Origin of the sequence: Paraglaciecola sp. L1A13 (genome assembly GCF_009796745.1) — a bacterium.
Lineage (GTDB): Bacteria > Pseudomonadota > Gammaproteobacteria > Enterobacterales > Alteromonadaceae > Paraglaciecola.
Genome location: NZ_CP047024.1, coordinates 1,748,650 through 1,766,567, shown reverse-complemented (window position 1 = coordinate 1,766,567; position 17,918 = coordinate 1,748,650). Strand labels below are relative to the sequence as shown.

The 17,918-nt window shown below is 43.1% G+C and carries 13 protein-coding genes; 8 read left to right on the top strand and 5 right to left on the bottom strand.

The features are described 5' to 3' along the window. The first annotated feature begins 228 nt into the window (after positions 1 to 228). Complete coding sequence (locus GQR89_RS07410; protein ID WP_158769457.1) at positions 229 to 2,484, top strand: acyl-CoA dehydrogenase; 2,256 nt, start codon at positions 229 to 231, stop codon at positions 2,482 to 2,484. Positions 2,485 to 2,575: 91 nt separating this feature from the next. Here GQR89_RS07410 and GQR89_RS07405 read toward each other — a convergent pair whose 3' ends face one another. Beyond that, positions 2,576 to 3,751, bottom strand: coding sequence for a mandelate racemase/muconate lactonizing enzyme family protein (locus GQR89_RS07405; protein WP_158769456.1), 1,176 nt, complete (start codon positions 3,749 to 3,751; stop codon positions 2,576 to 2,578). A gap of 55 nt (positions 3,752 to 3,806) precedes the next feature. Then, positions 3,807 to 4,577 carry a class II aldolase/adducin family protein gene (locus GQR89_RS07400; protein ID WP_370461043.1) on the bottom strand — a complete coding sequence of 257 codons (771 nt, stop codon included), beginning with the start codon at positions 4,575 to 4,577 and terminating at the stop codon, positions 3,807 to 3,809. Positions 4,578 to 4,991: 414 nt separating this feature from the next. Between GQR89_RS07400 and ppiC the strand changes: the two genes are divergently transcribed. Next, positions 4,992 to 5,267 (top strand): peptidylprolyl isomerase PpiC, encoded by a 276-nt coding sequence (gene ppiC, locus GQR89_RS07395; RefSeq protein WP_158769454.1) that lies wholly within the window; start codon positions 4,992 to 4,994, stop codon positions 5,265 to 5,267. 23 nt (positions 5,268 to 5,290) lie between these two features. On the opposite strand, the gene GQR89_RS07390 is transcribed toward ppiC, so the two are convergent. Continuing rightward, positions 5,291 to 6,118: a phytanoyl-CoA dioxygenase family protein gene (locus GQR89_RS07390; RefSeq protein WP_158769453.1), complete on the bottom strand. Its 828-nt coding sequence runs from the start codon at positions 6,116 to 6,118 to the stop codon at positions 5,291 to 5,293. Positions 6,119 to 6,730: 612 nt separating this feature from the next. Between GQR89_RS07390 and GQR89_RS07385 the strand changes: the two genes are divergently transcribed. Then, positions 6,731 to 7,042: a hypothetical protein gene (locus GQR89_RS07385; RefSeq protein ID WP_158769452.1), complete on the top strand. Its 312-nt coding sequence runs from the start codon at positions 6,731 to 6,733 to the stop codon at positions 7,040 to 7,042. Between the two features lie 126 nt (positions 7,043 to 7,168). Here GQR89_RS07385 and GQR89_RS07380 read toward each other — a convergent pair whose 3' ends face one another. Next, on the bottom strand, positions 7,169 to 11,737 hold the full coding sequence (locus tag GQR89_RS07380) for an EAL domain-containing protein (RefSeq protein WP_158769451.1): 4,569 nt from the start codon (positions 11,735 to 11,737) through the stop codon (positions 7,169 to 7,171). Between the two features lie 243 nt (positions 11,738 to 11,980). Between GQR89_RS07380 and GQR89_RS07375 the strand changes: the two genes are divergently transcribed. From GQR89_RS07375 to GQR89_RS07360, 4 genes are all read left to right on the top strand, one after another. Further along, positions 11,981 to 13,360 carry a M28 family metallopeptidase gene (locus tag GQR89_RS07375; RefSeq protein ID WP_158769450.1) on the top strand — a complete coding sequence of 460 codons (1,380 nt, stop codon included), beginning with the start codon at positions 11,981 to 11,983 and terminating at the stop codon, positions 13,358 to 13,360. A 260-nt stretch (positions 13,361 to 13,620) separates the two neighbouring features. Beyond that, positions 13,621 to 14,070, top strand: a complete 450-nt coding sequence (locus GQR89_RS07370; RefSeq protein WP_158769449.1) for a DoxX family protein — start codon at positions 13,621 to 13,623, stop codon at positions 14,068 to 14,070. A gap of 26 nt (positions 14,071 to 14,096) precedes the next feature. After that, positions 14,097 to 14,792, top strand: a complete 696-nt coding sequence (locus GQR89_RS07365) for a pirin family protein (protein ID WP_158769448.1) — start codon at positions 14,097 to 14,099, stop codon at positions 14,790 to 14,792. A gap of 71 nt (positions 14,793 to 14,863) precedes the next feature. Next, positions 14,864 to 15,760, top strand: coding sequence for a LysR family transcriptional regulator (locus GQR89_RS07360; RefSeq protein WP_158769447.1), 897 nt, complete (start codon positions 14,864 to 14,866; stop codon positions 15,758 to 15,760). 97 nt (positions 15,761 to 15,857) lie between these two features. Here the strand turns inward: GQR89_RS07360 and GQR89_RS07355 are convergent, their stop codons facing one another. Continuing rightward, the gene (locus GQR89_RS07355) at positions 15,858 to 16,856 is read right to left on the bottom strand and encodes an NADP-dependent oxidoreductase (protein ID WP_158769446.1); all 999 of its coding nucleotides are present in this window, start codon (positions 16,854 to 16,856) and stop codon (positions 15,858 to 15,860) included. Positions 16,857 to 17,008: 152 nt separating this feature from the next. Here GQR89_RS07355 and GQR89_RS07350 point away from each other — a divergent pair, with 152 nt between their 5' ends. Further along, positions 17,009 to 17,917 (top strand): LysR family transcriptional regulator, encoded by a 909-nt coding sequence (locus tag GQR89_RS07350; RefSeq protein WP_158769445.1) that lies wholly within the window; start codon positions 17,009 to 17,011, stop codon positions 17,915 to 17,917. Position 17,918 lies beyond the last annotated feature (1 nt).

Genomic DNA, 17,918 nt, shown 5'->3' with positions numbered 1-17,918 from the left:
GACGTGTTGCCATCTTTAAGATATTTGGCACGCCTGTCCCCATCTGACCAACCTCTCAATTTTTACGGTTATGCTGCGCAAAGTCATTCAAATAATCGACGACCTGTTGCAATAGGTTTACATACTTTTTAGATAAATATGTGTCCATAATGATTAGAAAATTTGATCTATTTTCAGAAGTGCGTAGTATTAATTACAACTGGTCAGATGAGCGGATGAGTAAAAATTATGAGTATCAGAACAAATCTTAAAAAAGTATTACCCCCTATTTCCCTAACAGAGCAAGAAGCGTTAGACGCTGGTGATGTGTGGATTGAGTCTTCTATTTATCGGGGTAAGCCTGATATGCAGGCATTGCGTGCTATCCCTAAAGCGACATTGAGCGCTGATGAGCAAGCCTTTCTAGACGGGCCTGTTCAACAATTGCTAGCAATGGTTGACGATTACGAATTACAAAACAGCAAACATCTACCGCAAAATGTGTTGGATTTCCTATGCGTTAATAAATTTTTTGCGCTAATCATTCCGAAAAAATTTGGCGGACTAGAATTTTCTGCTTACGCAAACTCTACTATTGTTGCCACTATTGCAGTTAAAAGCAGCGCAGTAGCAGTTACCGTTATGGTGCCAAATTCGTTAGGCCCTGGCGAATTGCTTATGCACTATGGTACGACGGCCCAACAGGAGCATTGGCTACCGAGCTTAGCGGTTGGCAAAGACATTCCTTGTTTTGCACTGACTAGTCCTGAAGCAGGTTCTGATGCAGGTGCGATCCCTGATACGGGCATCGTCACTAAAGGCATGCACAACGGTGAAGAAGTGCTTGGTTTATCACTCACATGGGATAAGCGTTACATTACCCTTGCCCCCATTGCGACTGTGCTCGGCTTAGCCTTTAAAGTATTCGACCCAGACGGATTACTAGGTGGTAGAGTCGAACTCGGTATCACATGTGCGCTAATTCCTAAATCTCATTCAGGTGTTGAACTAGGCAATCGCCACGATCCGATGGGCATCCGTTTTTATAACGGTACGACTCGCGGTAATAAAGTATTTATCCCAATGGATTTCATCATCGGTGGTGAAAAAAATATCGGACGTGGATGGCAAATGCTGGTCAGTTGCTTAGGCGCTGGACGTGGTATATCTCTTCCAGCTATGGGTGTTGCATCTGCGCAATCAGCTCTTAAGTCGACAGCCGAATACTCTTTCGTACGTGAGCAGTTTGGCGTTCCTATCGGCCGCTTCGAAGGTATTCAAGAAAAATTAGCAGACATTGCAGGCAAAACATTCATTTTAGAATCGATGCGCGTTTTAACGACTGAAGGATTGGGCTTAGGCCTCAAACCATCGGTAGTGACTGCTATCGCCAAATACCATATGACAGAATTAGGTCGTGACGTGACTAACACAGCGATGGATATTCAAGCAGGTAAAGCCATTCAACGTGGCCCGCAAAACACCTTAGCTAATAGTTATGCGGCGCAGCCTATTGCTATTACAGTTGAAGGGGCAAACATTCTGACGCGCAGCTTAATGATATTTGGTCAAGGTGCGATGCGCTGTCACCCACATATGAAAGAAATGGTTGATTTAATTCACAGCGATGATGAGTCAGCGGACAAAGCGTTCAACAAAGTGCTGGGCAAAACCATTAGCTTCAGTGTCAAGAATTCATTACGTAGTTTTTCTAAAAGCTATTTGACGTTCACACGTGGTGCACAATCAGCATTGCCTGAAGTAAAACCATATGAAAAACGTATGAACGCGCTTTCAGCTAAACTAGCACCACTAGCGGATTTATCTTTGCTGGTACTAGGCGGAGATTTAAAGAAAGCAGAAATGCTATCTGCACGCCTAGGTGATGTGATGAGCTACCTTTATGCGTCTATGGCAGTGGTACGTTTTTACGAGCAGCGCGTGACTAACCGTGTTGAAGCTAAACCTTTCTTTGAGTACGCCATACAATGGTGCTTACAACAAGGTGAGCAAGCCCTTAATGAATTTATCAGCAATTTCCCGAATACGGCAACACGGGGCTTGATGCGTTTATTAACCAACACTTACACCCGCTCTGTGCCTGCTATATCAGACGAGCTAAAACGTCAGCTATCTAATGCAACTATGGCACAAAGTTCAATCATGGCTGATTTAACTCATCTGGTTCAGATAATTCCCGGCGATGCTAATCACATTAACCAAGAAGCATTTACTGCCAAGCATGCCGTAATGCCAATCCTTAAAGTGGTTCAAAAAGCACTGCGTAAAACGCCAGTTGTTCCTTTTGTTTCCTTTGAAAATGCAGTGACTAAACTTCATGAAAACGGTGAACTAAGCGCAGACGATTTCGCTCGCGTTATCGATTACAACAATAAGCGTCAATTAGCCGTGCGTGTTGATGAATACACGTTTGATATGGAATTGCTCGATGCAAATCAGCAGTTGGTCAAAGGTGAATCACAGCCGCATAACAACGCCGCATAATTGCAGGCAGGGGAAGCAAAAAGGGGGGTGATAATTTATCATCCCCCTTTTTTTATTTTGCAGTTTCTACACCTTAGGTAACACCGATAGACTACTTCACCTCCATATGTGGCGAGCGATAAACGATTTTATCATTCAGGTCTATACCGATACCTGGCGTTTCGCTGACTTCAAAAAAGCCATTGACCGGCTGTGGATCTTGGATACACAACTCACGGTTCCAATCTTTTATGGCATAAGTGTGATGTTCATGAATCAAAAAGTTAGGAATAGCCGTTTCTAAATGTAGGCTAGCAGCCGTTGCTACCGGACCTCCGCATACGTGGGCTTGTATTCGTACATCGTATATATCAGCATAATCACAGACTTTTTTAGCTTCAGTGAAGCCGCCGCACAGTCCTATATCAGGTTGCAACACATCTAGGCTTTGATCTTCTAAATAAGGTCTAACACCCCAGCGATTATACAAACGCTCACCACCCGCAATAGGCACATTTACCCGTTTTGCTACTTTGTCATGCAGTTTAGAATTTAAATAATTAACCGGCTCTTCGTAAAACAAACAGCCTATATCTTCAACCATCTCACCCAATTGAATAGCTGTCGATACGCCGAGTAAACTGTGGCATTCAAATATGATATCGACATCTTCACCCACTGCATCACGAATAGCTTGTAGGCGCGCTCTAAATAAACGCATTTCCGGTTGGCTAAACAATTTAGTACGGTCGAAATGTCCTGCGCCTGTTTTATCGTAAACTATGGGGTCGACTTTTACTGCGTCATAGCCTTGGGCTACCGCTTTTTCGGCTGCTCGGCCGTAGTCAATTGGATCATTCAAACGAGTGACTTCACTGTCCCAATCGAACTGTAATTGACTAGCATAAGTACGCAGTTTTTCGTTGGTTTTTCCGCCCAGTAATTGATACAAAGGAACGTTCAGTGCCTTTGCTTTTATATCCCAAAGTGCGGTGTCGATTGCGCTCATAGCAGCATAGATGATGGGGCCGCCACCCAAGCCCCAGAAGCTTTCGCGCAACATTCTGCTCCACAGGAGTTCAGTATTGACTGGGTTGAAACCAATTAACATTGCCTCGGCAATCTCTTTTATCATGTGCGCTGCGGCGCTGTGCCCTAAATCATAAGCAAGGCCAGCTTCCCCTACCCCACTGATACCTTCGTCCGTATGGATGCGCACAAATACTGGGTTCCAAACTGGACGTTTGGGGCATTCGATATCAAAAATTTCGACACGGGTAATCTTCATTTAATATGTTCCTGAAAAGTAAATTTAAAATTTGCACGGGTCTTTAAAAAGGAGCCTATTCGCAAAATTTAGGATCGAGTTTATAAGCCTTACGCAACATGGCTGGCCAAGCTTTTTGCCCACCTGTTTCCCCCCCGTGCACGACATTTGCCTGAGCATATATGCCATCCACAATGGGCTGAGCTATCTCAATCACAGATTGATTAGCTTGCAATAACGCCATTTGAATTTCGCAGGCACGCTGCAAATCATAGAAACGCATAAAAGCATCGCCTACGGTAGGGCCTAAAGTGAGTCCACCATGGTTATGCAACAACATATGGTTGTTGTCCGCCAAATCGTCTTGCAATCGTTTCTTCTCATCTACATTTACCGCTAACCCTTCATACGCGTGATAGCTCATAGATGACAGCGAAAACATTGCGTACTGACTCCATGGTTTGAGTCCACCTTGTAGGCTCGCTACGCTGATGGTCGCTTTTGTATGTAGATGAATGACACACTGAGCGTCATGACGCACTGCATGAATAGCGCTATGAATTGTGAACCCTGCAGGGTTAATTGAATAAGGAGAGCTATCAAGAATGTTGCCATCTAAGTCAACCTTAACTAAATTCGACGCGGTGACTTCTTCAAACGTTAAACCAAAGGGGTTTATAAGGTATTCATCCGTCCCCGGAATACGAGCCGAAATATGGGTGTAAATTAAATCCCCCCAGCGAAAATCAGCGACTAACCGATAACATGCGGCTAAATCTATTCGAGTCTGCCACTCTGGTGCTGAGACCTTGCCCTTTAAACTTATATTCGTTAACGCAAACACCATTGTTCCTTATCTTTTATGCATTACATTTAATTAAAACATCGTTGGATCAAACTTAACAGAGGAACACTAACTTCATAGAAAGACTTTTTATAAAATACTTTGGGTAACCGCACAATGCTAAATCTAAACGTAACCGAGTAATATATAATATCCGATACTAATGGGCTTTACCTTATGGGTTTTGCATATAAGCCTCACTAGGCAGTTAGTAAAACACACCCTCTGAATTTTGCACTGCCCTTAGCATACGCAGCGTGCACAGAGCGTTGTTGCTAACTAATTACTTTTATTGCTGACCCAGCATGCTATGACAATGATAAACTACATAAAATAAGTTTATTTTCAGTACCCATAGTTCGTTTACCTAACCAACGGCAGGTATTTATTCTCACTATCATTAAGAGGCTAACCGAAATGAAAGCAGGCGCATGCCACATATTGGTAAAAACCGAAAAAGAAGCTTTACAACTCAAAGAACAACTAGACAAGGGGGGCAATTTTTCGCAATTAGCTAAAAAACACTCACTTTGTCCGTCGGGGAAAAAAGGCGGAGACTTAGGCGAATTTAGTCCAGGAACCATGGTGAAGGCTTTTGACAATGTGGTTTTCAAAAAAGAGGTGTTAACGGTCCATGGGCCGGTTAAAACTCAATTCGGTTTTCATCTAATTAAAACCCTCTATCGAAATTAAAAACAGACAAAGCCCAATCGAAATTACACTGGAATCGGTTTTGCTTGTAACCAATTAAGCGGGTCGTATTGAGTTGTCGCACATGTCATATGCAAGGTAAATGCGTGACGAGATTTGTCTGAGCGGTTCGGCGCACTGAAGTGTGGTAACAAACCATCAAATACCACGAGCGATCCTTTTGTTACCTCTAGTGGCTGTGCTTCCTCATCCTTAGGCCAAGGTGTTGAATCAAGTACTTTCAAGTCAGTGCTATCATCTGCGTAACGCACAAACTGTTCACGCAGTGGCGTGTCGCTGCCATCGGCTTTAATCTGTAAACAGCCGTTTTCTATAGTCGCATCTTCGACTGCAAACCAAAACGTAACGACGGAGAGTGGATCACTTAAAAAATAGGTCCCGTCTTGGTGCCATCTAATTACGCCACCGATTTTAGGCTGTTTAAAAATATACATCGACTGATGTATTTGTGGTTCTATCAAGCCGACATCTTTGGCTACTTGGCGAATGCGCAGATCATGACTAAATTTCTTAAACACGGGGTTTAGTACGTGAAGTGCATGACCAATCTTATTAATACTAACGGCTTTCGCTTGCTTTAACTCGCCGCTTTGATCAAACGCTTCTTCCTCGAAAAAACAGCGAACTTTGTCCCCAGATTGTAGGAAGTAATCATCACGACTTTTACTTTGGTCTTGAGTAGAAAAAACCGATCGCGTTGAACGAGAGTCGAATTGTTCAACAATGTTCTGGGCTTCTTTTTTAAGCGCAATCATTTCAGATTCAGCAAAAAACTCATGTAGTACAACATAGCCGGCCGATATAAAATGCTGTTGTTGCTCAGTAGAAAGCATGACGCACCTCTTAGGGTAAACTTAGATAAAGCCTATCAAAAACAGTATATTGACATAAATGAACGTACTTGGGATAACATTTTCATAGTGGGTATATTGGTTACGTTATGCCCTCGCTCATGGGCATCAATCCGTCTACGCTAGCCTACACCTATATTCTACCCAAATCGGTTGTAACGGCAATTAGTGACATGACGCTTATACAACCAAAACTAAGTATGTGTATCAAATTTAGCGAATAGGCTGAATGCATATTCCCTAAAAATACAATGGTATCTTCTTCATAAATTTGCACATGCGCTAATTCATAAATAGGTTGGATATTTGTTTTGACCAACTATTAGTAGATTTCGCTCAATATCAATACTATGTCGTTTTACCATCTATTCTTATTAATTATAATTTAAAAAAATAGTTACACGTTTTTCGCAACATCTGGTTATGACAAGATATCCCCATTTAAAAATAACCGCCATCCGTTAACACCATTACGTTCTGTTAACGGCGATATTGCACTGCGATTAGGTGACGTGGTAAATCAGATAGCATCAATAAGTGGGGTGATTACACGTGCTACCAACCTTCATATGAAGTCAAACATTCGCACTAAAAATGCGTTATATATCCTTAGGCAAAGAAAGTGTAGTGCTAGGATCTATTCGCACTGAGGGCGGCGATGTCACACTTTATAATGTGCTAGTAACTGAAAATATCAAGACATTCAGGCGAAATGTCATACAAACCGGACACACCACTGTTTATGGAAATATCGTAATCGGTGCTGTATGTACCGTGACAAACACACCTTCTAAAGTGCATATCAGTAGCGATTCGCGCATACTCGGTAAGCTATTTATGGGCAGTCCCGATGAAAGGCTAATTGATAGTCGTTCAACGCAGATGGATCCGCAACAAGGTTTCTAACAAACAATGCACGTAAGTGAAAACGAACAATGACAGCGAGCCCTGTGAGTATAAAAACTTCTTAGAATTCAGTATTTCTGCCAAGCGCTAGCGATTTTCCATTCACTGTTCTAAGCGATTAACAACCTACCACCGCTTATCAATAAGTGCATAAGTTTCGACGAGCGACACCGGCGTCGAAAAGTAGTAGCCTTGTAAAAAATGGCATGCATGTCGTTCGAAAAATTCAACTTGTTCGACGGTTTCAATCCCTTCAGCAATACAATACATATCTAAACTTTCTGCCATGCGTAATATTGTTTCGATTAAAGCCTCATTATTTTTATTTTTGCCAATATCATCCACAAAGCTTTTATCTACTTTAATAATGCTAAGAGGAAATTCTTTGAGATATTTTAGCGATGAATACCCGGTACCAAAATCATCAAGCGCGATAATGAAACCAGTTTGCTGCAGCTGTTTCATATACACAATGGCTTTTTGATAATCTTTCATTAATGCACTTTCTGTTATCTCAAAGCGTACCGTATCGACCGACAATTGATTCTTATTTAAGAACGCAATGACATCGTTTATTGACTGCAACGATTCGAAATGACGAGCCGAAAGATTAATCGATAAATACCCGTTGAAGCCCACATCTTGCCAATGCTTGAACATGGGAAGTGCCCGCTCCATTGCTTGCAACGTCATGCTTACTATTAAGCCTAGCTCTTCAGCCACTGGGATAAATCGTCCGGGAGAGACACTACCAATGTTCGTAAACCAACGCATAAGCAGTTCGAAGCCGATCACCTTATTTTGACTGATATCGACAATAGGTTGATAGTAATTTTCAAATTTTTGTTGGTTATGCGCCTGCTTTAGATCGCTTTCTAATGCCAATCTTTGCTGGGCTACAAGATTCATCTTTGCGGTAAAAAACTGAAAGATGCCGCGTCCATTTTCTTTAGCGTGGTACATGGCAATATCGGCATTTTGCAGCAACCCTTCAGCACTTTGCGCATCTTCAGGATAAAGCGCGATACCAATACTCGACGATACACTCACCACGTTGTTATCTAATTGCACAGGGGTATCGATAATGTCGATAATTTGACTGGCTAAGTGGGTAAGCGACTCAACTCCTGGCACGTTCTCTATCAGTACTACGAATTCGTCACCACCTAAGCGCGCGATGGTATCTTCTTTACGCAGTAAGTTAAGCAAACGAGCGGATATCTCTTGCAATAAAGTATCGCCTGCTCGATGGCCTAAACTATCATTCACTTGTTTGAATTTGTCTAGGTCAATAAAAAACAATCCCAATGTTTGCCCAGACCGTTTGGCCTGATCGATAGCATGATTTACCCGGTCTAACAGAAGTGTGCGATTGGGGAGCTCGGTTAATGCATCGAAATTCGCTAACTTCATCAGTGCTTGCTGGGCTTTTTTATGCTCGCTAATATCACTGAGAATAATAAGAAATGAATCAATTTCATTCACATCATTGATACTTGCCACTGCTTTGATATATACCAATACATCTCGAATTTCATGGTTATGCAATATAATTTGGTCTTCACCGCGCCAGTCTTTTCCTGCCTCAAGCTCTGTCAACTTTGACCAAAAACGCAATAATTCCGTTTCTTTACCGCGATATACATGGCGTAATTGGCTCGCTAAATCGTTTTGTTCGTCAATCCCAAACGTATCGCAAAATGCTTGGTTTGCGGCTAAAGGAATTCTGTGGCGATTACACACCAACACCCAGTCCCGAGTGTGTTTATACGCTTCACCAAATAAGCGCAAGTCTTCTTGTTCGATGATAGTTTCTGTCACATTCGTATACGTACCTACCGCTTTTTGTGTATGCTCGTCAGCTGAGCCGCCAGTAATATTTCCGACGTCTCGATACCATAGCCAATCACCATTTACCGAGCGCATGCGATAAGTCACGTCAAGCAACTTATCCTGGCTATGAATAAACGCACGCCATCGCGCGAGATAAACCTCACGATCACGATTATGGATCAGCGCTAAGTGCTCAGTTCTGGGGACTGACTCTCGTTGTTCTTTATAACCCAACTCTCGTTGGATACGAGACGCACGAATTCGATCACTGTCCTCGTCCCACTCCCAAACGTCACTATTACTGGCCTGTAAAGCAAGTGACAATCGAGCTTTACTTTGCAACGCTTCTCTATGTGCACCTCTAAGTCTAACTTCCTGCAAGCGACGCCGGTACCAGAGTAAATAAAGTAATAAACTAATCACCACTGCATAGCAAAAATACGCAAACGGCGAGTTCCAAGGAGCATAATCAACCTCGATAAAGATTATAGCTTCAGGACTAACCTTGCCACCCGACATACCGACAGCCGATACACTAAACTCATACCAACCTGGCTCTAATTTTGGGAAGTAAACATGGGGCTCGGACGTGAGTGGATAGCTGATGTCGCGAGTACCGCTCAGCCGATATTGATAGCGCGTGCTATTCAGGCTGTCGAACTCCATGGTAGAAAATCGAATGTCTAGGCCCAGGTCGTTATGGGATAAATGAACAGTATTACCTGTTAGATCGTTCAAAGCGGAAAAATACGGCGCTGATGAAATGCTAATATCAGTGATTTTAGGCGTTAAGCTTGACTGTTGCTTATTCGGTAACTGTGCAGGATCAAAAAACACCAAGCCTTTTGGTGAGCCGAAGACCAAGCGCCCGTCGACCAACCTTAGGTTGGCACCTTGATTAAATTCTTCGTTCACCAAGCCGTGATTGTACCCGTAACGCTGCAACGTTTTCGATTCAGGATCAAATTTAAGTAAACCATGATGGGAGCTTATCCAAATATCCCCCGCACTGTCTAACTGCAAACTATAGATATTGTTAGAAGGTAGCAAATTCGTTTTATCAAACAGATAACGTTGTTCAAACGTATCGCCATCAAGCCCCACTAATCCGTATCCAGAATAGCTAATCCACAATATATTGTTGTCGTCCAAAACCCATCCATCAGCCGATATGTTGGCACTATATTCTTTGTCCAATTGATGAATAAGCGTTAATTTCGATTGCTTGGGATCCCACTGATATAAGCCCCCTAAGACACTCAGCACAATATTATTTGGCGCGCTAGGCAAAGGTGGAAGTAACCTACGGATCAATTTAGTTGTTGGTTGAGCGTTCAATTTAGTTAAAGGGATGAGCGCTTGAATTTGGGTGTCGTAATGGTAAACCCCCTGCTCATAAATGAAAAACAAATCACCGTTTTCGGCTGATATCCCATCAGAAATATAGCCTTTTTGAATGTTGATGGGCTGTTCATTGGTTACTGTTATGGCCTCCAACGTTCCGCTAGCAATATTGAAACGCCGCACCCCATCCCCAGTCAGCAGCCATAAATATCCGGGATCTGCAGCCAAAACTTGATTAATACTGGCGGCTGAATATTGCGCTAAAGCACTATTAGCAACTAAATACTGGGTAATCTCTCCTGTTTCGTTAGCATAGAAATTTAAGCCATTATCGGTGCCGACCCAGAATCCACTTGAGTCAGCCTGCAATAAACTCCATACATTGTTATCGCTAATAATTTTCTCAAAGCGACCGCCGCGAAGATTAAATATATTATGAAATATCTGGGACGTTTGCACCCAGTGCAAAGCGCCGTCAGATATCGTACCCAGCCATAAATTTTGCTTCCCATCGAATGTCACGTCGTAGACCACATCTGTAGATAGATTCAAGCGACTATCAGTTGGCAACAACAAATGACTTGTCTTACCCTCCTGTGCATCGTAAGTGAACACACCGTAGTCAGTCGGCAGGTAAAAATGGGTATTGTCCGTACTGCGAATACGCCAAATATTCCGACTTTCAACGAGCACAGATAAGGGTTCTAGTTGACGACCATGATCGATGTATTGTTGTATTTGCGTGAGTGATAGGGCATATAGGCCGTTAACGGTGCCAATCATGAGCTGGTTACGCTGTTCATCAGCGTAAAAAGATTTTACATTTCGCTGATCTTCATTCTCAAATTCAGCGAATAGCACACCTAAATCAGTGGTTTTGTCTTGAGACTTTGAATAGGCATATAATCCTTCACTGGTTCCAATGAACAGTAAATCCCCAGACCATGTTAGCGCGCGAATGAAATTGCCTTTTTCGATTTTATCTTCTGCGAGCGAGAAAACGCTTCTTACGGTTTGGCTCTGCTGATCATACTGCAAAACTTGCTCATCAAGCCCAAGCCATATATTGCCATGCTCATCCTCAGCAATCCCATTAACGCTCTGCTGCCAATCGGGTATGACGCGAGATTTTCGCGCGTCTATTAGTGAGGCTTCTCCGCTGGTTAAATCGAGCTTAAATACACCAGCGCTAAAGGTTGCTATCCACAAATCCCCATGGCGGTCCTGAAATAAATCGTTGATCGTTTTACCGTCCAAAGCGATACCTGATGGTTCGATTACATCAACTTGATACCCGTCATAGCGATTGAGACCGGTGTCTGTCCCCAGCCATAAAAAACCCTGAGAATCGACTTGCATGACATTTATTGTGTCTTGACTCAATCCATTTTTAGTCGATAATTGAGAAAAAACAGGCGCCTTAAGCTCTGGTAATATTGAATCTGACGACGCTAACGAAAGCAGTGGATTTAACAACATCCAGATACCGACCCCAATACCGCAACACCTAATCAACATGTAACTCCATTTATACCCACTTTGTTTCCAGTAACATTGTAACGTGATGCTCTATAAATAACGAAAACAAAAACGAAAACGAAAAAGTACCGCAAAGGATTGATCCATCTCACATTAACCTTATGGATTAAATAGCCACTCATCTTTTATTCTGAGGTACTTAGCGTATTCATCGCGTTGTGATCGTAAAAACTAGATAACATAGCCAACCATACACTATCTACATAACGAGAAGAGGTACGAATGAAACGTCTCCCCATCGCCACTTTGAGCTTGGCTCTATGCTTTTTAAGTACTCACAGCCAGGGACAAACTGCCCCGAGTTATCAGGATCAAGCGAAGTTACATGATATCGCCAAAAAGGTATCCGCCAAGCGTATAGAACAGGATATTCGGACGCTTGTAGGGTTTGGCACCCGCCACACATTGTCTGACACCCAATCTGAAACACAAGGTATTGGCGCAGCGCGGCGCTGGATAAAAAGCGAATTTGAAGCCATTTCTAAGGCATGTAATGGCTGTTTAGAAGTGTATTATCAAGCAGAAACCATAAGCGGTGAACCGCGTATACCTAACGCCACCGAAGTCGTCAGTGTCATTGCTGTGCAGCGCGGCAATCACGACCCTGACCGATATGTCATGATGTCTGGCGATATTGATTCTCGGGTATCTGATGTCATGAATACAACGTCGGTTTCGCCAGGCGCGAATGATAATGCATCGGGCATTGCCGGTACGTTAGAGGCAGCGCGCGTGCTTAGTCAGTATCAATTTTCAGGGAGCATAGTTTATGCTGCTCTAGCGGGTGAAGAGCAAGGTCTTTTTGGCGGAAAAATATTGGCTCAACAAGCTCAAAAAGACGGTTGGCGGATAAAAGCGGTGCTCAATAATGACATGATCGGTAATATTGAAGGTATAAATGGCGTGATTAACAATACTACCGCTCGCATATTCGCTGAAGGTACACGTCAAACGGAAACCCCAGAAGAAGCACGTACTAGGCGTTTTACCGGTGGTGAAGTAGATTCTCCGAGCCGTAATTTAGCCCGTTATATTGATTGGATGGCAGACCGCTACATTCCTAATTTAGACACGATGGTGATTTACCGCTTAGACAGATTTGGACGTGGTGGACACCATCGCCCCTTCAACGATCTTGGTTACCCTGGGGTACGCATTATGGAAACCAACGAGAATTATCATCGTCAACATCAGGATTTGCGCACCGAAAATGGTATTGAATACGGCGATACCATTGCAGGGGTGAACTTTGCTTATGCAGCAAAATTAACGGCGTTGAATGCAGTATCACTTGCAGGTATGGCTTGGGCTCCTTCGCCTCCCGCGAACGTACAGATTAAAGGCGCGGTTCAGCCAAGCACATCGCTAAATTGGGATGCATTGTCTGCCGAACAAAATCCACAACTAAAAGGATATAAAATATACTGGCGTTATACTGATGCCCCGCAATGGCAGTTTAGCCGTTACGTCGGCAATGTGAATAAATACACCTTGGAAAATGTCGTAATTGATAATTATTTCTTTGGTGTCGCTAGCGTCAGTAAAGACGGTTCAGAAAGTCCGGTTGTTTTCCCAGGCGCTGCAGGTGCATTCGGCGAATAAACAAATAAACAAAATAAGACACTGATTAATCCAGTGTCTTCTTTTATTCGCTGCTCCGCCCTATTTCACTGTAAGTATGAATATATATCTCGGAAAACAACGCTAGAATACAATCAGTTCAATTTTTTTGAACTAAAACCTCAAAACATTCCAATTTTCTATCAATTGATAAGACTCTATATTTACCTCAACAGCGTAACGCTGAAAAATAAAGAAGCGCAGTATGCTCTAACACAATCAAATAAATTGAGGATCAAACTATGAAAAATACAATATTAGCTAAAATATTCGCAACAAAAAGTGGATTTTCAGCCTTGGCGTTGCGCGTTCCAATTGGTATTACTTTTATCGCTCATGGCGCGCAAAAACTGTTTGGTGCCTTTGGCGGATACGGACTGGAAGGTACAGGACAATGGATGGCTTCAATCGGCTTAGAACCTGGTTACACACTTGCGTTCCTAACGGGTAGCGCAGAATTTTTCGGGGGAATTGCTCTGCTCTTAGGCCTATTAACCCGTCCTGCGGCAGCCATATTGGCGTTCACTATGGCGATGGCTATTTTCACTGTTCACATAACAAACGGTTTATTTATGGCAAACAATGGTTACGAATTCGCTCTAGCGTTGCTGGCGGTCACTGTCTCGCTGTTATTTTCTGGCGCAGGCAAGTTATCGATTGATTCACGTTTAGCTGCTCGTTTCGTTAAATAATCCACCTATCAATTAGGAGAAAGAACATGATTGATATTCGTTTAGCCAGCGACAGGGGAACCGCTAACTTCGGTTGGTTAGAAAGTAAACATACCTTTTCATTTGGCTCCTACCATGATCCAAAACATATGGGGTATTCCGCTTTAAGAGTCATTAATGACGACAAAGTGGAAGCCGGAGCAGGTTTCGGTACGCATGGTCATAAAGATATGGAAATTCTAAGCTATGTTACTCAAGGCGTTATCGCGCATAAAGATAGCATGGGCAACATTAAACATTTACCTGCGGGTGAATTTCAGTTGATGTCCGCCGGAACAGGAGTGACGCATAGCGAATACAACGCTTCTGATAGCGATATTCTGACCTTTTTACAGATATGGATTGTGCCTAAAAACACCGGTGGTGCGCCAGGATATCAACAAAAAGATTTTGGTAGAGCCCAAGGATTGACCCAGATAATCACGTCAACGGGAATTGATGACACCTTACAAATCAATCAGGATGCCACGATGAGTCAATTAATACTCGCCGCTGGAACAAAGCTAGAAATGGATATAAACGAAAGCCACAACACTTATGTGCATCAAGTTGCGGGTCAGTTGAGTATTAATCAACAGCAACTAAAACAAGGTGATGGTGCTAAGATCAATCGCGTGAATACGATCACGTTATCTAACGACAGCACTGAGACCGTTACCGCTTTAATATTTGACCTCCCTTGAGGTTAACCTCTATGTTACTGCCGCACTGAATACTCGTTCAGTGCGGCTTATTTTTTACAGAAGGAGATTTTATGCGCCATGCTGTCACGCTAGATGCACTTCGCGTATTAGAAGCAATACAGACCAAGGGCAGTTTTGCTGCCGCAGCAGACAGTTTATTCAAAGTTCCTTCTGCATTAACTTATACCATCAGTAAATTAGAGGCCGATTTGGGAGTCGCCCTATTTGATAGAAAAGGACAACGAGCAGCCTTAACACCTGCCGGAAAATTAGTACTGGATGAAGGCGTAGAGCTTCTTCAAGCAACGAACGAGTTAGAAGCGCGTGTCCGGCAATTAGAGTCAGGTTGGGAATCAAAATTGATTATCGCCAAAGACACCGTCATACCGGACGAGCCGCTTCTCGCATTAATTGCGCAATTTTGTGCGTTAGACAAACATGTTGAAATCACCATTATCGAGGAGGCATTAGGAGGTGGCTGGGATGCATTACAAACCAAACGGGCTGATATCGCATTGGGTGTAACGGGAGAGTTACCGAAAGGACAATATCAGGTTTCACAGTTGGGTAATTTAGAATTTGTATTCGCCGTTAGTGCTTCTCATCCATTAGCCGATTTTATCGGTTTGATTGAGGGCCATCATATCCGCAAATATCCATACATAGTTGTCGCCGATAGTTCCCGAACATTACCGGGCCGCTCAAGCGGCGTGTTTGACAATAAGCAGCTCATTCGAGTCAGTAATATGCAAAGTAAAGCCAGAGCACAAGCTGCAGGGATCGGCATCGGTTTTCTACCTTTGCACATTGCTCAGCCGTTTTTAGATAATGGTACTTTAGTGGCAAAACCAACGTCGTTGCCACGACCACCTATTCCTATTTATTCTGCGAAAGAAAAATCAAAAACCGGAAAAGCCACTCAATGGTTTTGGGAAAGGATCAGCCAACAACATTGGCTTCGTTTCTAATTCACTTGGCATATGGGTAGGGCTAATATTGATATAATGAAAAAACAAAAGGCAATGAGGGAGCGTTAGCCCCCTTACTTACACGAACTCACATAGCTTAAAGCTTGACCATTAATTTGCCATTATTGGCACCCGTTAACAGCATGTTCAAACCGTCGACTGCCGACGTTAACCCGTCGAGAACATGAGCGCGGTATTTTATCTGCCCTTTCATGACGTACGGAGTCAACTTCGCAAGTAAATCAGGCACTTGAGCGTAGTGATCAGGCATAGTGAAACCCTGAATGGTTAAGCGCTTTTTGATAATGGGGATCCAATTAGGACCAGCACTTGGCTCTGAAGTAGCATAATCTGCAATCATACCGCATACCGCCACACGACCGTGGGCATTCATATGCTCAAAAATGTGTTGCTGAATGACGCCCCCAGTATTCTCGAAGAAAATATCTACACCATTAGGCGCCAACTCACTGAGCTTAGCATTTACGTCATCTGTTTTGTAATTGATGGCACCATCAAAACCAAGCTCATTCACTAACCATTGACACTTTTCATCTGAACCCGCCACGCCGATAACTTTTAAGCCATCCGCTTTTGCAAGCTGCCCAACAATCGAACCAACAGAGCCTGCAGCTCCGCTGACGACTATGGTTTCACCGGACTTAGGTTTTGCCACACCATAAAGCCCCTGTGTGGCTGTCAATCCTGGTAACGCAAAAACCGACAAGGCTTGCTCTTCACTTACCCCAGCAGGTAATTTGTTCAAGCCTTGTCCATTAGTAACGAAATACTCCGTCCAGCCTGTCATTCCCATCACACGCTCACCAACCGCAAAGTCAGGGTGATTACTTTCAATCACTTCACCTGTTCCTGACGAACGCATTACATCACCTAAAGCAACGGGCGGAATATAACTTTTTGTGTCTGAGCTCATCCAACCAATCATCGCAGGATCAAGCGACATATAGGTTTGTTTAACGACTATTTCACCGGGCCCAGCGCTAGGGAGGGCTTTTTGCACGACCTCAAATGTTGACGCGGGTATCGGGCCTGGCTCAGGGCGTTGTTTTAAATTTATTGCAGTATATGTGGTCATTTAATATCTCCTTTTTGCATCAGTGTATTTAATTTTTGACGACTTGATTGCGCACTTATTACAATATTAGGCCTAATTTTGTTAATATAACCCCCTATAAATACCAATCTTTATTGCTTAAAAAGCAACAATAGACCAATCACTAGGATTTTATGGATCAACTAAGAGCGATCCGTTACTTTTGTAAGGTAGCGGAAACAGGCAGTTTTACTCAAGCGGCTCTGTCGTTCCACGTTCCGCCTTCATCTCTGTCTCGTCGAGTCGCAGACTTAGAGCGCAGCCTTGGAGCCAGCTTGTTAAAACGCTCGACCCGTGTAGTAAAATTAACTGAAATTGGTCACACCTATTACACTCAAGTAAAGGACATTTTACGTCAGTTAGAATCCAGTAATGATACCGTGCGTAGCTATCAAACGATCCCAACAGGGCAGTTGCGTATCAGTGTAATGGTTGAATTTGCTGAGCCCATTTTATTTCCATTATTAGATGAATTTAGTCAGCGTTATCCACAAATTATTCTCGACATACGTTTAAGCGACGAATTAACAGCCTTATCACGAGATGATGTGGATATAGCTATACGCGGTGGTTACGCGCCAAATGAGAGAGTGGTAGCCATTAAATTGATGGACAACCAATTTGTGGCCGTGGCCACACAGCAATACCTGACGCAAATCGGTACGCCGGTCACACCATTAGATTTAAAACATCACAGTGGCTTATATTATCGTACCCCGAATGGTCCACTGCGCTGGACAAGCGAAATTAACGGACAATGGCAAGATGTATCAGCCCCTCAGGTGGCCATTTCAAATAATGGTAAATGGTTATTAAGCAAAGTGCTTTTAGGACAAGGTATTATGATGGCCCCAAAATGGTCGCTTAAAGATTACCTCGCATCAGGTGAATTGCAGGAGTTGAGGTTAACTCCGCATATAAATGTGACTTCTGGGAATGATTTAGGTATATATCTGCTGTATCAAAAACCACGTTACTTGGTTCCTAAAGTAAAAGCCGCTGTCGATTTTTTAGTTGCCCGGATTAAAAATGGCCATTATTGAA